Here is a 19,421-nt window from a genome sequence, read left to right as displayed (position 1 = left end):
GCTGGCTACCCTCGGGATGAAGTACACCCCCCACTATGAACGCCCCTTTGCCCATTACCATCGCCTCCGCACAGGCCCCCGCACGCTTGCGCGAGATTCCCTATAACTACACGTCGTTTTCCGATCGGGAAATCGTGCAGCGGCTCCTGGGGTCGCAAGCCTGGGACATGCTGTGCGATCTGCGGGGCGAACGCCGCACCGGCCGGTCGGCGCGCATGCTCTACGAGGTGCTGGGCGACATCTGGGTGGTTCGCCGTAATCCCTATCTCCAGGACGACCTGCTCGACAATCCCCGCCGCCGCGGCCTGCTGATCGAGGCACTGCACCACCGCCTGCGCGAAATCGAGCGCCGGCGCGAGCCGGACGACGCCGAGCGCGATGGCAAGGTCGGGCGGTTGCTGGACATGGCCCGCAGCGCCGTCCGCGCCTTCGAGCAGGAATTCCACGAAACCGCGGAGCTGCGCCGGCGCGTCGTGAAGGTCCTGGGCCGCAGCACCGCCCGCGACAACATCAAGTTCGACGGTCTCTCGCGGGTCTCCCACGTGACCGACGCGACCGACTGGCGGGTCGAGTTCCCGTTCGTCGTGCTCACGCCCGACAGCGAAGAGGAAATCGCCGCGCTGGTGCGCGGCTGCATCGAGCTCGGCCTGACCATCATCCCGCGCGGCGGCGGTACCGGCTATACCGGCGGCGCCGTGCCGTTGACGTGGAAGTCCGCGGTCATCAATACCGAGAAGCTCGAGACCTTGAGCGAGGTCGCCGTCGGCCCGCTGCCGGGCGTGGATAGGGAAGTCGCCACCATCTTCACCGGGGCAGGCGTCGTCACCAAGCGCGTGGCCGACGCGGCCGACCGGGCCGGGTTCGTGTTCGCGGTCGACCCCACCTCGGCCGAGGCCTCCTGCGTGGGCGGCAACGTGGCCATGAACGCCGGCGGCAAGAAGGCCGTCCTCTGGGGCACCGCCCTGGACAACCTGGCCTGGTGGCGCATGGTGGACCCGGACGGCAATTGGCTGGAAGTCACGCGTCTGGACCACAACCTCGGCAAGATCCATGACGCGCCGGTGGCGCGCTTCGAGCTGAAGTGGTTCGACGGCGCCGGCCGGCCGGGCGAGCGCCTGTTGCGCAGCGAAGTCCTCGAAATCAATGGCAGCGTGTTCCGCAAGCAAGGCCTGGGCAAGGACGTGACCGACAAGTTCCTGGCAGGCCTGCCCGGCGTGCAGAAGGAAGGAACCGACGGCCTCATCACGTCGGCGCGCTGGGTGCTGCACCGCATGCCCAAGCACGTCCGCACCGTCTGCATGGAGTTCTTCGGCCAGGCCCGCGATGCGATCCCGTCCATCGTCGAGATCAAGAATTACCTGGACGGGGAAGGACGCGCGCGCGGGGCGATCCTGGCAGGGCTGGAGCACCTGGACGAACGCTATCTGCGCGCGGTCGGCTACGCCACCAAAAGCAAGCGCGGCACCCTGCCCAAGATGGTGCTGATCGGCGACATCGTCGGCGACGACGAGGACGCCGTGGCGGTTGCCGCCAGCGAGGTCGTGCGCCTGGCCAATACCCGGCACGGCGAAGGATTCGTCGCCATCAGCGCCGAGGCCCGCAAGAAGTTCTGGCTCGACCGCTCCCGTACGGCGGCCATCGCGCGCCATACCAACGCCTTCAAGATCAACGAAGACGTGGTCATCCCCCTGCCGCGCATGGGCGAATATACCGACGAGATCGAGCGCATCAACATCGAGCTGTCGACCCGCAACAAGCTCAGGCTGATCGATCGGCTGGTGGAGTTCTTCGACGGCGAGCTGCCGGTGGGCAAGAGCGAGGACGCCGAGGGCGAGAAGCTCTCGCGCGAGGAAATCCTCGGTGACCGCCCGGTCCAGGCACTCGAGCTGCTGGAAGCGGTGCGGGAGCGCTGGAATTGGATCCTGCGCAGCATGGACCTGCCCTTGGCCGATACGCTGGGCGAGTTTTCCCGCATCGGCCTGGCGCAGTTGCTGCCGGCGCTGCAGGAGCGCCTGCAGACGCAGCCCCATGCGCGAGTCTTCGACGTGGTGCAGGATCGCACGGTACGGGTGTCCTGGAAGACCGAGCTCAAGACTCCGCTGTCCCGCATCTTTTCGGGTGCCGCCTGTGCGCCCATCCTGGCAAAGGTGCAGGAAATCCACGACCGCGTCCTGAAGGGCCGCGTATTCGTGGCCTTGCACATGCATGCCGGCGACGGCAATGTCCACACCAACATTCCCGTCAACTCCGACAACTACGAGATGCTGCAGGAGGCCAACGAAGCCGTCGCGCGCATCATGGATGTCGCACGGCGGCTCGATGGCGTCATATCGGGCGAGCACGGCATCGGCATCACCAAGTACGAATTCCTGTCCGAGGCCGAACTGGCGCCGTTCCAGGACTACAAGCGGCGCATCGATCCGAACAACCGCTTCAACGCCGGCAAGCTCATGCCCGGCGGCGACCTGCGGCATGCGTACACGCCGAGCTTCAACCTGCTGGGGCACGAGTCCCTCATCATGCAGCAGAGCGACATCGGCGCCATTTCACATGCCATCAAGGATTGCCTGCGCTGCGGCAAGTGCAAGCCGGTGTGCGCCACGCACGTGCCCCGTGCGAACCTGCTTTATTCGCCGCGCAACAAGATCCTGGCGACGTCGCTGCTGATCGAGGCCTTCCTGTACGAAGAACAGACGCGGCGCGGCATCAGCATCAAGCACTGGGAAGAGTTCGAGGACGTGGCCGACCACTGCACGGTCTGCCACAAGTGCGAGAAGCCCTGTCCGGTCGATATCGATTTCGGCGACGTGTCCATGAACATGCGCAGCCTGCTGCGCCGCATGGGCCGCAAGTCCTTCAATCCCGGGACCGCGGCGGCCATGTTCTTCCTGAACGCCAAGGATCCGCGCACCATCAACGCCACGCGCAAGGCCATGGTCGAGGTCGGCTACAAGGCGCAGCGCCTGGCCAACGACGTTCTTGCGAAGTTCGCGCGCAAGCAGACCGAACATCCGCCCGCCACGGTCGGCAAGCCGCCGCTGCGCGAACAGGTCGTGCACTTCGTCAACAAGAAGATGCCCGGCAACTTGCCCAAGCAGAGCGCCCGCAAGCTGCTGGACATCGAGGACGCGAAGTACATCCCCATCATCCGCGATCCCCGCTCGACCTCGGCCGATACTGAAGCGGTGTTCTACTTCGCCGGTTGCGGCTCCGAGCGCCTGTTCTCGCAAGTGGGCCTGGCGACCCAGGCCATGCTCTGGCATGCCGGCGTCCAGACCGTGCTGCCGCCCGGCTACCTGTGCTGCGGCTACCCGCAGCGCGGCAACGGCATGGAGGACAAGGCGCAGAAGATCATCACCGACAACCGGGTGCTATTTCACCGGATGGCGAATACGCTCAATTATCTCGACATCAAGACGGTCGTCGTCAGTTGCGGAACCTGCTACGATCAGCTCGCCGGCTACGAATTCGAAAAGATCTTCCCGGGCTGCCGATTGATCGACATTCACGAATATCTGCTCGAAAAGGGCATCAAGCTCGACGGTGTGACCGGCACGCGGTACATGTACCACGACCCCTGCCATACGCCCATGAAGCTGCAGGATCCGATGAAAACGGTCCGGGCCCTGGTAGGCGAAGGCGTGGACAAGAGCGACCGCTGTTGCGGAGAGTCGGGCACGCTCGCGGTCACCCGCCCCGACATTTCTACGCAAGTGCGCTTCCGCAAGGAAGAAGAGTTGCGCAAGGGAGCCGGCAAGCTGCGCGCCGACGGTTTCAACGGCGAGGTCAAGGTGCTGACCTCCTGCCCGTCGTGCCTGCAGGGGCTGAGTCGTTACAACGATGATGCGAACCTCGACGCCGACTACATCGTGGTCGAGATCGCCCGTCATGTGCTGGGGCAGCAATGGATGGAGGACTACGTCAGGCGCGCCAACGACGGGGGCATCGAACGGGTGCTGCTGTAGGCCCGCAGCCGCCCGCGCCCGGGCGAGCCCGCTTGCGAGGGCGTCCATGACAGAAAACCCGTTGCTGCCGTTGTCGCCCGAACCCATCGACGACGCCCTGCTGGAAGATTTCCGGATCGCTCAGCCGCTGGAAATCATGAACCTGCTCGGCCGCATGGCGGAGCAGGCCGAGATCGTCGCCCTGGGCACGGAAGACGGCATATCGGTGTTGTCCGCCATTGCCGAGGTGGATCGGGCCAAGCGGCTGCTGTGGCTCTTCGGCACCGAAGGGGACGCCCGCCTGCAGCGCCTGATCGACTCCCATCATGTCGTCGCGGTCGGCTACCTCGACCATGTCAAGATCCAGTTCCGCGTGTTGAACCTCCAATGGCTTCCCTATAGCCAAGGGCTGCGCCCCGCCTGCCTGCTGCCCATGGAGCTCTACCGTTTCCAGCGGCGCATGCACTTTCGCGTAAGGCCCATGCAGAGCCCGCCTGCCACGGTCCGGCTCGAGCACGGGCGAGCCTCGCGGCCGATGGAACTGGTGGTGATCGATATCAGCATGACCGGCATCGGGCTGGCGCTCCCGCCCGGCAGCCCCATGATCGCAGTCGGTACCCGGCTTCCGCGGGCCGTCATTGCGCTGGACACCCGTACCCGTCTGGTGGCCGACCTGAAAGTCATGCACGTCACGCCACGGCGCGAGCCCAGGCAAGGCCATCACATGGGCTGCACGCTGAACGGCCTGGATGCGCAGGGCCTGCGGGATCTGCAGCGCTTCATCAGCCAGGCGCAATTGCGCCAGGGCAATACTGCCTAGATCCGGAGTTTTGCACCATGATATTGGCTACCGCCTGCCCCCTGTGCGCATCCGTCGACGCCCCCGCGCTCTGGCGGGACGGCCGGCTGCGCGTCATCGCCGTCGACGACGCCGATTATCCCGGCTACATCCGCGTCATCTGGCACACCCACGCTGCGGAAATGACCGATCTCGACGAGGCCGACAGGCTGCACGTGATGCAAGTGGTGCTGGAAGTCGAGTCCGTCATGCGCGATCACCTCCGGCCGGACAAGATCAACCTCGCGGCGCTGGGCAACATGGTGCCCCACTTGCACTGGCATATCATCCCGCGCTGGCAGGGCGACCGCCATTTCCCCGACGCCATATGGGCCGCGCCCCGGGTGGTGCGGGGACATGAGCCGGAAGCGTTCACGCTCATGCTGGGCACGGCCACGCAGCGGGTGCCGGAATTCCACCGCCGCCTGCAAGAGCGGCTATCCTTGCGCTTCCTCGCCGGCTAGCGTGTTTCCGGCGGGTGCGTGCGGCACGCTACAGCAGGTCGCAGCGCACCGTTATCGGCAGCTTGCACAGGGCGTCCATCAGGGCGGGGTCGGCTGGGTTGCCGATGTCGGTCAGCACGTAGCCGATCGGCCCCTTGGTCTGCAGCAGTTGGCTGACGATATTGATCTTGCGCTCGGCAAAGACGGCGTTGAGCGTGGCCAGCGCACCGGGTTCGTTGCGGTGCACGTGCACGATGCGGGCCGTGCCGGACAGTTCCTGGTGCGGCAGCTCGGGGAAGTTGACGGCGCCTTTGGTGGTGCCGTTCGACAGGAAACGCGCGAGTTTCGCCGCCACTTCCTTGCCGATGTTTTCCTGCGATTCGACCGTGCTGCCGCCGATGTGGGGCGTCAGGATCACGTTGGGCAGGCCGATGAGCGGACTCTTGAGCGGTTCGTCCACGCTCTTGGGTTCGACCGGGAAAACATCCAGAGCGGCGCCGCGCAGCAGGCCGGCGTCGAGCGCGGCGCGCAAGGCGTCGATGTCCACCACCGTGCCGCGGGAGGCGTTGATCAGGATGGCACCCCGCTTCATCTGCGAGAGCGTGGCTTCGTTGATGATGTTCTGGGTCGAGCGGCCGCCCGGAACGTGCAGCGTGACCACATCGGATTCGGCGAGCAGGGCCGAGAGGTCGGGGTAGGCCTTGGCGTTGCCCAGCGGCAGCTTGGCCTCGACGTCATGGAAAATGACCCGCATGCCGAGCGCCTCGGCCAGGATGCCCACTTGCGAGCCGATGTTGCCGTAGCCGATGATGCCCAGTGTCTTGCCGCGCGCCTCGTAGGCGCCTGTCGCGCTCTTGTCCCAGTGCCCCTGGTGCACGCGCAGGTTCTTTTCCGGAATGCGCCGCAGCAGCAGGATGGCTTCGGCCAGCACGAGTTCCGCCACCGAACGGGTATTGGAGAACGGCGCATTGAAGACCGGGACCCCCTGCTCCATGGCCGTGGCCAGGTCGACCTGGTTGGTGCCGATGCAGAAGCAGCCGATCACGCGCAGGTCGGGCAGGCCTTCGAGAATGCGGGCGTCCAGATGGGTACGCGAGCGAATCCCGACCGCGGTGGCACCCTGCAGGGCGTCGCGCAGGGCGTCGGCGGGCAGGGCGCTGGCATGGGTGGTGATGTCGGTGAAACCGGCGGCGGAGAAGACCTCGACCGCGCTGGGATGGATGTTTTCGAGCAGGACGATTTTCGCCATGAGTACGGCTCCAGCTGAGGGGCGGCGCGAGCGGCGCTACGGTCGCGCAAGGGCGACGCGGATGCATCCTATCTTAACGCCATGGCGCCGCCGCGGCGGGAGAGACCTCACTGACGAGTACGGTTCGCCCGTTGGGCGAGGACCTGGCGCAGAGGACTGAGTCCGGCGTGTGCGGACTAGCTCGACAACGCGCGCTCGGCCACCACCCGCGATTCCGGAAACCGCAGCATGAAGGTGCTGCCTTGTCCCAGTTCGCTGGCAATGTCGAGCTCGGCCTCGTGGCGCATCGCAATGTGCTTGGTAATGGCCAGGCCCAGGCCGGTGCCGCCCGATTCGCGCGAACGGCCGCGATCCACGCGGTAGAACCGCTCGGTCAGGCGCGGCAAGTGGTGGGCGGCGATGCCTATGCCGGTGTCCTTGACCGCATACCGGGCGCTGCCGTCGGCTTCCCGTCCCCAGGTCACGGTGATGTGGCCGCCCTCGGGCGTATAGCGGACCGCGTTGACCAGCAGGTTGGAGATGGCCGACGAGATTTCCGTCCCGGTGCCCAGGATGTCGAGCGTCGCGTCGATCTCGCTGGAAAACTCGTGGCGCCCGGAGGACAGGGCGCGCGCCTGGCTCAGCGCGGTTTCGATCAAGGCCGGCATGTTGACCGGTTGTGGGTCGGTCGTGGGCGAGGACTCGAGGGTGGACAGTGTCAGCAGGTCGGCCACGATGGCCTGCATGCGCTGGGCCTGGTCGTGCATCAGCTTCAGGTATTGCTCGCGCTGGTCCTCGCTGAGCGCCTCGGCCGGCATGTCGCGCAGCGTTTCCAGGAAGCCGGACAGTACGGTCAGCGGTGTGCGTAGTTCGTGCGAGACGTTGGCGACGAAATCGCGCCGCGTGGTTTCAAGCTTCTCGATCTGCGTGACGTCGCGCGTCAGCAGCATGCGCTGGTGCTTGTTGTAGGAGATGAGCTGGGCCATGAGCAGGCGCTCGCCGCCGCCGGGGCTGCGCAGCAGCACCGGGGCGGGCCAGTCGTCTTGCCGCGCGTAGTTGACGAATTCCGGCGAGCGCACCAGGTTCAGCAGGCTCTGGCCGCGGTCGGCGGGCAGGCGCAGGCCGAGATGTTGCCGGGCGATGCGGTTGCACCAGTCGATATGGAATTCCTGGTCCAGCGTGACCAGGCCGTCGGGCAGGGCCTGCGCCGCGGCCAGGAAGCCCTGCACGTTGCCTTCCAGCAGGGAGAGCTGGCGCTCCTGGTTGCGCAGGTGCCGGTAGATGCGGGCCAGCGCCTCATCCCAAAGCCCCGCCGACGGCGGCGGCGGGCGCTGCAGGTCGCGAGTCCAGCGTATGACCCGGGACAGCTGCCACAGGTGCCAGAAGAGCAGGAGACCCAGGCCGAAGCTGAATACGGCCCAACTGAAATTGCCCGTGATCGGGCGAGAAAGGGTGGCGAGCCCGGCCCACACGAGGACGGCGATGAGGTTGCGTATCCAGAGCATGAAACGAATTGTCGCATTGCCTGGCGGCGCAAGCGATGCGGTCCTTGAGTGATGGGCGCCCCGCCGGCCGGGTCAGTTCGCGTTGCCGCCTGCCGTGGCCGGATGGGCGGTAAACCGGTAGCCGCTGCCCCGTACGGTCTCGACGTGCGCATCGTGCCTGCTGGGCTCGAGCGCCTTGCGCAGCCGGCGGATGTGGACGTCGACCGTGCGTTCTTCGACGAAGACGTGGTCGCCCCATACTTGATCGAGCAGCTGCGACCGCGAGAACACGCGCTCGGGATGCGTCATGAAGAAGTGCAGCAGGCGGAATTCGGTGGGGCCGATGTTCAGCGACATGCCGTTGCCATTGAGCCGGTGGGTGACCGGATCCAGCCGCAGTCCCGCGACGTCGATCACGTCGTCGGTCAGCTGCGGCGCCCGCCGCCGAAGCACGGCCTTGATGCGGGCCATCAGCTCCTTGGGGGAGAACGGCTTGGTGATGTAGTCGTCGGCGCCGGCTTCCAGCCCGTCCACCTTGTCCTGTTCCGCACCCTTGGCGGTCAGCATGATGATGGGCACGCCCTTGGTACGTTCCTCGGCGCGCAGCTTGCGGGCCAGGGAAACGCCGGAGGCGCCGGGCAGCATCCAGTCGAGCAGGATCAGGTCGGGCAATTCGGCGCGGATCAGCGTCTGGGCCTGTTCGGCATCGGTGGCGCGCAGGACCTTGTGGCCCGCGAAGGACAGGTTGACCGAAACGAGTTCCTGGATGGCCGGTTCGTCTTCAACGACTAAAATGGTGCTGGACATGGGTTATGCCGGTTGGGTTGCTGGAGCATGTCCATAGTATGGCGGTATTGTTTCAGGTATGTGACATGCGTAGGGCCGGCCCGCCGGCGTCCACGCGTAGGCTGCCCGCGCGGGCGCCCCCCATCGGCTACCATGGAGCCTTCGTGCGAGAACATTATGGCTGGCCTGGATAAAACTACCCCCGCTCCCACCAATATCGTCGTGCACCGGCAATCGAGGGTGCTCGAAATTTCCTTCGACGACGGCAAGACCTTCCGGCTGCCGTTCGAACTGCTGCGCGTCTACAGTCCTTCGGCCGAGGTGCGCGGTCACGGGCCCGGGCAGGAAACCTTGCAGGTGGGCAAGCGGGACGTGGACATCGTCGGGCTCGATCCGGTCGGCAACTATGCGGTGCAGCCGCGTTTTTCCGACGGCCACTCCACCGGCATTTATTCCTGGGACATTCTTTACGCCCTCGGCCGCGACCAGGACCAGCTGTGGGCGCAGTACCTCGCCGCGCTGGAAGCGGCCGGCGCATCGCGCGATCCCGAGCCCGAGGGCGGGCTGGCCGCAACCGAAATACGCCGTGAAGGTAAGAAATGAACGATAAGCCCTACTCTTCCGATTCCGAGCACGAGGCCACGCACCCGGGGACCACCCACTTCGGTTTCCAGCAGGTAGCCGAGGCCGAGAAGGCGCGCAAGGTGGCCGAGGTGTTCCATTCGGTGGCCTCGCGCTACGACGTCATGAACGACTTGATGTCGGGCGGGCTGCATCGCGCCTGGAAGGCCTTTACCGTGGCCCGGGCCGGCGTGCGTCCCGGCATGAAGGTGCTCGACATCGCGGGCGGCACGGGCGACCTGGCCAAGGCCTTCGCGCGGCGCGCCGGGCCGACGGGCGAAGTGTGGTTGACCGACATCAACGATTCCATGCTGCGCGTAGGCCGCGACCGCCTGCTCGATGCCGGCCTGCTGGTGCCGACCGCGGTCTGCGATGCCGAGAAGCTGCCCTTTCCCAATGGCTATTTCGACCGGGTCACCGTGGCGTTCGGGCTGCGGAACATGACGCACAAGGACCGCGCCCTGGCGGAAATGACGCGCGTGCTGCGCCCCGGCGGCAAATTGCTGGTGCTGGAGTTTTCGCGTGTCGCCAAGCCGCTGCGCGGCGCCTACGACTGGTATTCGTTCAACATCCTGCCTTGGCTCGGCCGCAAGGTCGCCAAGGACGAGGCCAGCTACCGCTACCTGGCCGAATCCATCCGCATGCACCCTGACCAGCCGACACTGGCCGGCATGCTGGAACAGGCCGGGCTGGCGCGGGTCCAATACTTCAACCTCACGGCCGGCGTGGTGGCCCTGCACGAGGGCGTGCGCCTGTAGGGTTCCCACTTGTTTCAAATTCCCATGCGAATCGGAACCCTCCGACTGGCGATTTGCGCCGTAGTCCGTTAAATTTCAGCTTATTGTCAGGAAAGGCGCCCGCGGCGGATCGTCTGCGGGGGCGGTACGGAGCCGGACGCCTTTTACCCCTGACATGAACGGCGGACACCCGGCCGGCGCTGCGGCGCCGGCGCGGGCAGGTACCACCGCCACGACATTGATTACAGGAGAATCCATACAATGTCTCGACGACTGTTTTCCCGGATCCTTCCGGCACTGGTCATCGCCATTTCGACGGTGGCCATGCTGGGCGTTTCTCACGATGCGCTGGCCAAGCGCATAGGGGGCGGCGGCAGCATCGGCCGCCAGTCCAGCAATATCACGCAGCGGCAGGCCGTGCCGCCCACGCGCAATCCGCAGCAGAACCAGCAGGCGGCGCCTTCGCAGGCGGCGCCGGCCGCTGGGGCCGCAGCCGGCGCGACCGCCGCGCGCAGCGGCATGTCGCGTTGGCTGGGACCGATCGCGGGCATCGCCGCGGGCCTGGGCCTGGCTGCACTGTTGTCGCACTTCGGCCTGGGAGCCGCGGCGGCTGAATTCCTTGCCAGCCTGTTGCTGATCGCGCTGCTGGTGTTCGCGGTCATGTTCATCATCCGGCGCCTGCGCGGCGGCGGCCAGCAGCCGGCCCTGCAGGGTGCCGGCAACAGCCGCTTCCAGCAGCATGACCGCCCGGCCGCGCCCATGGCGCGCGAGTCGGTGGCACCGGTTTCCGCTGCGCCCGCGGCGGCGCCCGCGGCGGCGCCCGCGGCGGCCGTCGAACCGGCGCAGGGCGAGTGGGGCATTCCCAGCGATTTCGATACCGTGAACTTCCTGCGGCATGCCAAGAACTACTTCGTCAAGCTGCAAGGCGTCTGGGATCGCGGCGATGTCGACGAGCTGCGCAACCTGGTCACCGACGACCTGCTGGCGGAACTGAGCCAGCAGATCGGGCAGCGCGAAGGTCAGAACGTGACCGAAGTGGTGCTGCTGAACGCCGAATTGCTGGGCATCGAGACCGTCTCCGATGGCCACCTGGCCAGCGTCCGCTTCTCCGGCATGCTGCGCGAGGCGCCGGGCACCGAGGCTTTCCGCTTCGAGGAGGTCTGGAACCTGTTCAAGCCCAACGATGGCGGCTGGCTGCTGGCCGGCGTGCAGCAGATGCCTCAGCCGCAGTGACGCCTCTTCGCGGCAACCGGTAAACTTGCGGGGTTGAGCCCCGTGGAGCGCCCGTCCTCGGACGGGCGCTTTTCATTGTGGGCGGCCGGTTCGCCGGTTACCCCGTACCCCGGTTTTCCGCTTCGAGCCTATGCCCGTGTCCCTGAATCCTTCCACCGCCGCCGTACGGGTGCTAGATACGCTGTTGCTGCGCGAGCCCTGGGCCCGCGAGCGGCTGCGCCCGCATGCGGGCAAGACGGCCTGCCTGGTTGCCGGTGGCGTCCGCCTCTCTTTGACCATCACGCAGCACGGCATGCTGGAAGTGGCCGCGCCCGAGGCCGTGCCCGATGTGACCCTGACCGTGGACGGCGGCCGGCTGGCCGAGCTTTTTTCCGATGATGCCGCCCGGCGTATGGGGGCGGTCCGGATCGAGGGCGACGCGGCCCTGGCTCACGTGGCGGGCGACCTGGCGCGGGATCTGCGCTGGGATGTGGAAGAAGACCTGGCCCGCATCGTGGGCGACATTCCCGCGGCGCGGCTGGTCGCGACGGCGCGAGGCGTGCTGCACGGGGTGCGCGAGGGCGCCTGGAGGCTGGCCGAGAACGTGGCCGAGTACCTGACCGAGGAGACCCAGGCCGTGGCGCCTGCGCACGCTTTGCAGGCCTGGGGCGCGGACGTGCGCCGCTTGCGGGACGACGCCGAGCGGGCGGCCAAGCGCGTGGAGCACCTGCGCGCCCGCCTGGCCCGGCTCGACGCCTCCCTGGGCGCGGGGAGCTGAACCCATGTTCACGTTCCTGCGCCTGATCCGCATCATGTTCGTCAGCTTCCGCTACGGGCTGGACGAACTGGTGGTGTCCGGCATCCAGCATCCGCTGACCGAACGGCTGCGCCGGGTGGTGCGCCTGGGGCGCAAGCTCGATGCGCCACGGGGCGAGCGATTGCGCCTTGCCCTCGAAACCCTGGGCCCCATCTTCGTCAAGTTCGGGCAGGTGCTGTCTACGCGGCGCGACCTGATTCCGGCCGACATCGCCGACGAGCTGGCGCGCCTGCAGGATAGGGTGCCGCCGTTTCCTTCCGACGTGGCCATCGAATGCATACGCCGGGAGCTGGGCCGGCACCCGGACGAGCTTTTCGCCAGCTTCGAGCGCGAACCGGTGGCCTCGGCCTCGATTGCGCAAGTGCATTTCGCGGTGCTGCCCGATGGGCGCGACGTCGCGGTCAAGGTGCTGCGGCCCAATATGGCGCCTGTCATCGACAAGGACCTGCGCCTGTTGCGGGCGGCCGCGACGCTGATCGAAAGAATCTCCGCCGATGGGCGGCGGCTGCGGCCGCGCGAGGTAGTGGCGGAGTTCGACAAGTACCTGCATGACGAACTGGACCTGTTGCGCGAGGCTTCCAACTGCAGCCAGCTGCGCCGCAACTTCGCGCCGGACGGCCCGCGCGGCGACCTGCTGATCGTGCCCGAGGTGATGTGGGACTACTGTTCGTCGTCCGTCTTCACCATGGAACGCATGCGCGGCATCCCGGTCAGCCATGCCGACCGGCTGGTCGAGGCCGGCGTGGACCTCAAGAAGCTGGCGCGCGATGGCGTGGAGATCTGCTTCACGCAGATGTTCACCGACGGGTTCTTCCACGCCGACATGCATCCCGGCAACATCTACGTATCGGACGACCCGCGCACGCTGGGGCGCTATATCGCGCTCGACTTCGGCATCGTCGGGTCGCTGTCCGAGTTCGACAAGAACTACCTGGCGCAGAACTTCCTGGCCTTTTTTCGGCGCGACTACCGGCAGGTGGCCCGCCTGCACATCGAGTCGGGATGGGTGCCGCCGAGTACGCGGGAAGAAGAGCTCGAGGGCGCCATACGGGCATGCTGCGAGCCGTACTTCGACCGCCCGCTTGCCGAAATCTCGCTGGGCCAGGTGCTATTGCGCCTGTTCCAGACTTCGCGCCGCTTCAATGTCGAGATCCAGCCTCAGCTGGTGCTGTTGCAGAAGACGCTGCTCAACATCGAAGGCCTGGGCCGGGAACTCGATCCCTCGCTGGACCTCTGGAAGACCGCCAAGCCCTACCTCGAGCGCTGGATGAACGAGCGTGTGGGGTGGGCGGCCTTGCGCAATGGCATCCGGCGCGAGTCCCAGCAATGGGCGCAGATGCTGCCTGAGCTGCCGCGCCTGGTGCACCAGCAGCTGGCCCGGCGCGACCATTCGGCCGACACCTTGGCCGAGCTGCAGCGCCTGCGCCTCGCGCAGCAGCAAACCAATCGCCTGATGGCCGCGATCGCCGGCGTACTTGCGGTAGGCGTGGCCGTGGCACTCTGGGCCGTGTCCAGGTAGCGCCTGGCACCGGCCGCGGCGTTACGCGCGACCGGCAGCCTCCGGCGCCAGCAGGCCGGCGACCAGGCCACGCGCATAGGGGGCGAGCGCATCGAAGTCCCGGGCGCACAGCATGAGCCGCCGCTCCGCCCACGGTTCGTCGAGCCTGATGGCAACCACCCCTTCGCATGGGCCGCAGGCGGCGGCCTCGGGCACGATGCCCAGGCCAACGCCGCGCGCGACCATGCGGACCAGCGCATCCAAGCCGCCGGCCCGCACGCGGATGCGCAGCCTGCGTCCCGCCCGTAGCGCATGGTCTTCCAGATGCAGTGCCAGTGCGCTGTCCTGCGCCAATCCCACATAGTCGTAGTCCAGCGTCCCGGTGAAACGTACCGGCCGGCCGGTGGCCAGAGGGTGGCCGGCCGGCGCGACGAGCACCAGCGGGTCGGGGCGGAATGGCGCATGGGCAAGCCCGGCCAGGTCGACCGCGTCCGACACGATACCCAGATCTGCCGCGCCCTCCCGGACGGCGTGGGCGATGCGGTGGCTGGGGTGTTCCTGCAGTTCGACGTCCACTTCCGGGTGCCGCACCAGGAAGTCCGCCAGCGGCTCGGGCAGGTGTACCGACATGCCGGCCGTATTGCACCATAGACGCACCTGGCCGCGCAGGCCGCGGGCATAGTGGCCAAGGTCGTCCTGCATGCGTTCGGCGTATTGCAGCAGCCGTGCGTGACGGGCCAGCGCCTGGCCCGCCGGGGTCGGGATGACGCCGCGCCGTCCCCGCTCGAGCAGTGCCGTGCCGAGCGTGGCCTCCAACTGGCGCAAGCGCGCGCTGCCGGATGCCAGCGACAGGTGGGCGCGTTCTGAGCCCGCCGTGATGCTGCCGGCGGCGACCACATGCAGGAAAAGGCGCAGATCCGTCAGGTCGAACCGCATGGCGCTCATGGTTATGGAATTTCCGAAGGCTGGCTCTGTGGATTACCCATTTTCAGGGTCCGGGCCATGGGGCAGCATGCGCCCATGGATACCTTTTCCCAAGTTTATTCCGCCCTGGGCGGAAGCCTGATTCTTCTTGTCCTGGGGACATTCTTCGTGGCCGGCGCGGTCAAGGGCGTCATCGGCCTGGGGCTGCCCACGGTCGCCATGGGCCTGTTGGGGCTGGCTATGGCTCCTCCGCAGGCTGCCGCCTTGCTCGTCGTACCTTCGATGGTGACCAACGTCTGGCAATTGGCCGCCGGCGGCCGCTTTTTGGCGCTGATGAGGCGTCTCTGGCCGCTGCTGGCGGCGATAGTCGCCGGAACCTGGGCCACGGCGGCGTTGGCCGGGACGGGGTCCCAGCCGTGGGCCGTTCGCGCGCTCGGGGTGGCGCTGGTGCTCTACGCCGTCTCTGGCTTGTTCGCGTTCACCTTGCACGTTCCGCCGCCGCGGGAGCGGCTCCTGGGTGCGCTGGCCGGGGCCGCGACAGGCGCTGTCACCGCGGTGACCGGCGTGTTCGTCATCCCGGCCGTTCCCTATCTGCAGGCGCTGGGGCTGGCCAAGGACGAACTGGTGCAGGCGCTGGGCATGGCCTTTACGGTCTCTACCCTGGCGCTGGCCGCCGCGCTGGCGCGCGACGGGGCGCTTGGCCACCGGGAAATGGCGGCTTCCCTGGTGGCGCTGGTCCCCGCCATGGCGGGGATGTGGGCCGGTCAGTACTGGCGCCACCGCATCAGTCCGGCCGCGTTTCGGCGCGGCTTCTTCTCCGGACTCGGACTGCTCGGCTTGTATCTCTGTCTTTGACGCCTGCGTGGTCCGGGCGCCGCAAGCGCCGATCTGCCTGGGCTTTCCGGCATCCCTGTGCGATACTCCCGCGGTTTTGGCTTTCCGTCCGGGGTGGGCGCGGCATCATGGTGTTCTGGTTCGTCTTGCTCTACCTGCTGGTTTCCGTCGCCATCGGCGTCGTCGCCGCTCGCCGGGTGTCCAATTCCACCGACTACGCGATTGCCGGGCGCTCGCTCCCGCTGTTCATCGTCGTGGCCACGACGTTTGCTACCTGGTTCGGTTCCGAAGCGGTCCTGGGCGTGTCGGCGGTGTTCGTCCAGGAGGGCCTGGGCGGCGTCGTGGAGGACCCCTTCGGCGCGTCGATGTGCCTGGTGCTGGTCGGCTTGTTTTTCGCTGCGCGGCTGTACCGGCACAACCTGCTGACGCTGGGCGACTACTACCGCGAACGCTACGGCCCGCTGGTCGAGGTCATCATGAGCGTAGCCATCATCATTTCGTACCTGGGCTGGGTCGCGGCCCAGATCAAGGCGCTGGGGCTGGTGTTCCACATGCTGGATCCCAACGTGTTCTCGCAGACCGGCGGCATGATCATCGGCACGCTGATCGTAATGACCTACACCTTGTTCGGGGGCATGTGGTCGGTGGCCTTGACCGATTTCTTCCAGATGATCGTCATCGTCGCGGGGCTGTTCACGATTGCATACTTCGCCACCGACCTGGCCGGCGGAGTGGGGGCCGTGGTGCACGAAGCCACCAGCCGCAACCTGCTCGACTTCCTTCCTCCCGCCACCCCCCACGATATTCTGTTCTTTCTCGGCGCCCTGGTGACCATGATGCTCGGATCCATTCCGCAGCAGGACGTTTACCAGCGCGTCATGTCGTCCAAGGACGTGAAGACCGCCCGGCGCGGGCCGGTCATCGGGGGGCTGCTCTATTTGCTGTTCGCTTGCATCCCGATGTATATCGGCGTGGCGGCGTTCGGCGTCATGCCCGATACGGTGGCGACGCTGATGCAGGACGATCCGCAGAAAATCCTGCCGGCCTTCATCCTGGAGCGCATGCCGACCCTGGCCCAGGTGTTTTTCTTCGGGGCGCTGCTGTCCGCCATCATGTCCACCGCGTCGGCCACGCTGCTGGCGCCGTCCACCACCTTTGCCGAAAACATCCTGCGCCATTGGCTCCCCGGCATGTCGGACAAGACTTTCCTGCGCGCCATGCGGCTATCGGTCCTCGTGTTCGGGGCGTGCGTGCTCGCCTTCGCGCTGGGTTCGTCGAGCAGCATCTACGAGATGGTGGCAGGCGCCTATACGGTCACGCTGGTCGGAGCGTTCGTGCCGCTGCTCATGGGCCTCTACTGGCGGCGGGCCACGACGCAGGGCGCGTTGCTGTCGTCGGTAGCGGGCGTGGCGGCCTGGCTGCTGGTGAGGGCTTTTGCCGGCGAGGATTTTCCGCCACAATTGGCTGGACTGCTGGCGGGATTCGCCGGCATGTGGGCCGGCAGCCTGCTCCCGCAGGTGGTGCGGGCCCGCAACCGGCCCGCGCTGCATCCGGCCGTGTAGAAGCGGTTACAGGGCTACTCGGATGGGCGCCGGGCCGGGCCATGGAAGGGAAAGTGTCATGCGGGGGTAAGACTCCACGTGTATTGTTCGCCGACCTTCCGGCGCCTTGGTACGCACAAGCTGCCGGCTTCGACACAAGGGCCCATCATGCTGTACCCGGAACTATTCAAATCCCTCGAGTCCGTGCGCTGGGACATGGGGAAGGACGTGCCGTGGGATCAGTTCGACGCCAGTCTGCTGACCGACGAGCAGGCGCATACCATCAAGATGAACGCGATTACCGAGTGGTCGGCGCTGCCGGCCACCGAGATGTTCCTGCGCGACAACCGCGAAGACAGCGACTTCGCTGCGTTCATGTCGATCTGGTTCTATGAAGAGCAGAAGCATTCGCTGGTGCTGCAGGAGTACCTGCAGCGTTTCCGCCCCGACCTGGTCCCGACCGAAGACGAGCTGCACAACGTCCGATTCGAATTCGACGCCGCGCCGGCGCTCGAGACCCTGACCCTGCATTTCTGCGGCGAGATCCGGTTGAACCACTGGTATCGCCGCGCGGCGCAATGGCATACGGAACCCGTCATCAAGGCGATCTACAAGCTGATCGCCCAGGACGAGGCGCGCCATGCTGGCGCCTACCTGCGCTATATGAAGCGGGCCTTGACCGATCGCGGCAAGGAACTGGCCGACCAGGCGCGGGCCGCGTTCGCCAAGATCGGGGTCTTGATGGCTTCCGCCCGGCGTACCTCGCAGGCGCTGCATCCTACCAACCTGCACGTCAACAAGGAGCTCTACCCCAAGGACACGGTGCAGTCGCGGCTGCCCGAGCCCGGGTGGCTGGAGCGCTGGCTCGACGACCAGATCCAGTTCGACCTCGAATGGGAGGGCAAGGTCGCCGAGCGCATCCTGCACAACATGTCGATGCTGCTCGGTCGCAGTTTCGCCACCGTGCAGGACCTGAACCGCTACCGGAAGGAACTGGCCGCCGGGTAACGGCGGCCCATCCCTTACGCATGGGTCCGGCCGGCGCGCGGGCCTAGCCGAGGCGTACCGGGACGAAGATCTTGGCATCGCCGCGCTGGACCAGCAAGGCCACGGTCTTGCCGGCCTTGTCGAGCAGGGCACGCACCTGCTCCACGTTCTGCACCGGGACTCCGTTCAACGACAGCAGCAGGTCTCCGGGCTCGATGCCGGCCTGTTCCGCCGGTCCGCCGACTTGTTCTATCACCAGGCCGGCATCGCCGCCCGCCGCCCGCTGTTCCTGGGGCGTGAGCGGCCGCAGCGCCAAGCCGAGCCGGCCGTTCCCGGCGTCACCCGGGGCGCCTGCCTGCGCGGTTGCATCGGCCTTCGCGCTGCCCAGCCTGGCGACGACTTCGCGCGGGCTGCCATTGCGCCAGACCTCGAGCCTGACCTCCTGGCCGGGGCTGGCCAGGCTTACCACCGCGGGCAGGTCGCCCGATGCCACGACGGGTTTGCCGTCTATCTTGCGGATGATGTCGCCCGATTGCAGCCCGGCCTTGTCCGCGGGACTGCCTTTTTCGACGTTGGCGACCAGAGCCCCGGTGGGGGAGTCCAGCTTGAACGAATCGGCCAATGCCTGGTTCACGTCCTGGATCGTGACGCCCAGGCGGGCATGCCGGACCTCCCCATGCGCCAGGATCTGGTCCTTCACCTTGGCCGCGACATCGATAGGGATGGCGAAGGACAGGCCCTGGTAGCCGCCAGTCTGGCTGTAGATCTGGGAGTTGATGCCGACCACCTCGCCCCGCGCATTGAACAGCGGCCCGCCGGAGTTGCCGGGATTGACGGCGACGTCGGTCTGGATGAACGGTACCGAGCCATCGTTGGGCAACGAGCGTCCCTTGGCGCTGACGACGCCCGCCGTGACGGTGCTCTCCAGGCCATAGGGTGAGCCGATGGCCAGCACCCATTCGCCGACGCGCAGGCTGTTAGGGTTGCCGATGGTCACGACGGGCAGGTTGCCGGCATCGATCTTCAGCACCGCTACGTCGGTCTGCGGATCGGAGCCCAGGACCTTGGCCCGGAATTCGCGCCGGTCGGTCAGCTTGACCGTAACTTCTTTGGCGCCCTTGACCACGTGGGCGTTGGTGAGGATGACGCCGTCGGGGCTGACGATGAAGCCGGAGCCCTGGCCGCGGACCGGGACGCTCTGCGAGCCGCCGCCCGGATAACCGGGAAAGCCGCGAAAGAACTGCGCGAACGGATCGTCTTCGTCGTTGGCGACCTGGGTGGTGCCTGTGACGCTGATGTTGACCACGGCCGGCCCGTAGCGCTCGGTGATCTGCGAAAAGTCGGGCGGGGTGACCGCGCCGACGGGGGCCGCAGCCGGCACGCTGGCGGCCGGGGCAGGCACGGCTTGCGGCGCGGCCACGCGTTGGAAGGCGGTGGCGCCCGCCGCGCCGAATACGCCCGCGGCTGCCAGCGCCACGGCCAGGTGCGAAGCGGAGAACTTGCGGGTGTTCATGGTGGACTCCTGTG

At 67.0% G+C, this 19,421-nt stretch carries 16 protein-coding genes; 11 read left to right on the top strand and 5 right to left on the bottom strand.

Annotation, left to right across the window (positions count from 1 at the left end; translation table 11 throughout):
- Positions 1-35 precede the first annotated feature (35 nt).
- Genes QHC78_RS14460 through QHC78_RS14450 form a run of 3 tightly spaced genes read left to right on the top strand, consistent with a single transcriptional unit; the run spans position 36 to position 5,246 of the window.
- On the top strand, positions 36-3,965 hold the full coding sequence (locus tag QHC78_RS14460; RefSeq protein ID WP_319745711.1) for an FAD/FMN-binding oxidoreductase: 3,930 nt from the start codon (positions 36-38) through the stop codon (positions 3,963-3,965).
- Positions 3,966-4,011: 46 nt separating this feature from the next.
- Complete coding sequence (locus tag QHC78_RS14455; protein WP_319745709.1) at positions 4,012-4,764, top strand: flagellar brake protein; 753 nt, start codon at positions 4,012-4,014, stop codon at positions 4,762-4,764.
- A 17-nt stretch (positions 4,765-4,781) separates the two neighbouring features.
- Complete coding sequence (locus QHC78_RS14450; RefSeq protein WP_319745707.1) at positions 4,782-5,246, top strand: HIT family protein; 465 nt, start codon at positions 4,782-4,784, stop codon at positions 5,244-5,246.
- Between the two features lie 28 nt (positions 5,247-5,274).
- Here the strand turns inward: QHC78_RS14450 and serA are convergent, their stop codons facing one another.
- From serA to phoB, 3 genes are all read right to left on the bottom strand, one after another.
- Complete coding sequence (gene serA, locus QHC78_RS14445) at positions 5,275-6,474, bottom strand: phosphoglycerate dehydrogenase (protein WP_319745705.1); 1,200 nt, start codon at positions 6,472-6,474, stop codon at positions 5,275-5,277.
- A 176-nt stretch (positions 6,475-6,650) separates the two neighbouring features.
- Positions 6,651-7,958 carry a phosphate regulon sensor histidine kinase PhoR gene (gene phoR, locus QHC78_RS14440; protein ID WP_319745703.1) on the bottom strand — a complete coding sequence of 436 codons (1,308 nt, stop codon included), beginning with the start codon at positions 7,956-7,958 and terminating at the stop codon, positions 6,651-6,653.
- 72 nt (positions 7,959-8,030) lie between these two features.
- Complete coding sequence (gene phoB / locus QHC78_RS14435; RefSeq protein WP_319745702.1) at positions 8,031-8,744, bottom strand: phosphate regulon transcriptional regulator PhoB; 714 nt, start codon at positions 8,742-8,744, stop codon at positions 8,031-8,033.
- Positions 8,745-8,900: 156 nt separating this feature from the next.
- On the opposite strand from phoB, the gene QHC78_RS14430 reads away from it, so the two are divergent.
- From QHC78_RS14430 to ubiB, 5 genes are all read left to right on the top strand, one after another.
- Complete coding sequence (locus QHC78_RS14430) at positions 8,901-9,326, top strand: gamma-butyrobetaine hydroxylase family protein (protein ID WP_319745700.1); 426 nt, start codon at positions 8,901-8,903, stop codon at positions 9,324-9,326.
- Positions 9,323-10,102 carry a bifunctional demethylmenaquinone methyltransferase/2-methoxy-6-polyprenyl-1,4-benzoquinol methylase UbiE gene (gene ubiE, locus QHC78_RS14425; protein ID WP_319745698.1) on the top strand — a complete coding sequence of 260 codons (780 nt, stop codon included), beginning with the start codon at positions 9,323-9,325 and terminating at the stop codon, positions 10,100-10,102. The genes QHC78_RS14430 and ubiE overlap by 4 nt, the downstream gene beginning before the upstream one ends.
- Before the next feature lie 240 nt (positions 10,103-10,342).
- Entirely contained in the window at positions 10,343-11,314 is a 972-nt protein-coding gene (locus QHC78_RS14420) for a Tim44 domain-containing protein (RefSeq protein WP_319745696.1), read from the top strand.
- A gap of 130 nt (positions 11,315-11,444) precedes the next feature.
- Complete coding sequence (locus tag QHC78_RS14415) at positions 11,445-12,071, top strand: ubiquinone biosynthesis accessory factor UbiJ (protein ID WP_413816469.1); 627 nt, start codon at positions 11,445-11,447, stop codon at positions 12,069-12,071.
- Positions 12,072-12,075: 4 nt separating this feature from the next.
- Positions 12,076-13,629 carry a ubiquinone biosynthesis regulatory protein kinase UbiB gene (gene ubiB, locus QHC78_RS14410; protein WP_319745692.1) on the top strand — a complete coding sequence of 518 codons (1,554 nt, stop codon included), beginning with the start codon at positions 12,076-12,078 and terminating at the stop codon, positions 13,627-13,629.
- Positions 13,630-13,650: 21 nt separating this feature from the next.
- On the opposite strand, the gene QHC78_RS14405 is transcribed toward ubiB, so the two are convergent.
- On the bottom strand, positions 13,651-14,544 hold the full coding sequence (locus QHC78_RS14405; protein ID WP_319745918.1) for a LysR substrate-binding domain-containing protein: 894 nt from the start codon (positions 14,542-14,544) through the stop codon (positions 13,651-13,653).
- 84 nt (positions 14,545-14,628) lie between these two features.
- On the opposite strand from QHC78_RS14405, the gene QHC78_RS14400 reads away from it, so the two are divergent.
- The 3 genes from QHC78_RS14400 (at position 14,629) to QHC78_RS14390 (ending at position 17,915) form a co-directional block, all read left to right on the top strand.
- Positions 14,629-15,387 (top strand): sulfite exporter TauE/SafE family protein, encoded by a 759-nt coding sequence (locus QHC78_RS14400; protein WP_319745690.1) that lies wholly within the window; start codon positions 14,629-14,631, stop codon positions 15,385-15,387.
- Between the two features lie 107 nt (positions 15,388-15,494).
- The gene (locus QHC78_RS14395) at positions 15,495-16,928 is read left to right on the top strand and encodes a high affinity choline transporter 1 (protein WP_319745688.1); all 1,434 of its coding nucleotides are present in this window, start codon (positions 15,495-15,497) and stop codon (positions 16,926-16,928) included.
- A 147-nt stretch (positions 16,929-17,075) separates the two neighbouring features.
- Positions 17,076-17,915 carry a ferritin family protein gene (locus QHC78_RS14390; RefSeq protein WP_319745687.1) on the top strand — a complete coding sequence of 280 codons (840 nt, stop codon included), beginning with the start codon at positions 17,076-17,078 and terminating at the stop codon, positions 17,913-17,915.
- A 43-nt stretch (positions 17,916-17,958) separates the two neighbouring features.
- On the opposite strand, the gene QHC78_RS14385 is transcribed toward QHC78_RS14390, so the two are convergent.
- Positions 17,959-19,407 carry a DegQ family serine endoprotease gene (locus tag QHC78_RS14385; protein ID WP_319745685.1) on the bottom strand — a complete coding sequence of 483 codons (1,449 nt, stop codon included), beginning with the start codon at positions 19,405-19,407 and terminating at the stop codon, positions 17,959-17,961.
- Positions 19,408-19,421 lie beyond the last annotated feature (14 nt).

Source organism: Pigmentiphaga sp., from assembly GCF_033795525.1.
Classification (GTDB): domain Bacteria; phylum Pseudomonadota; class Gammaproteobacteria; order Burkholderiales; family Burkholderiaceae_B; genus Pigmentiphaga.
Note: the sequence above shows the minus strand (reverse complement) of the source record. Positions and strands in the feature narration are given on the sequence as shown.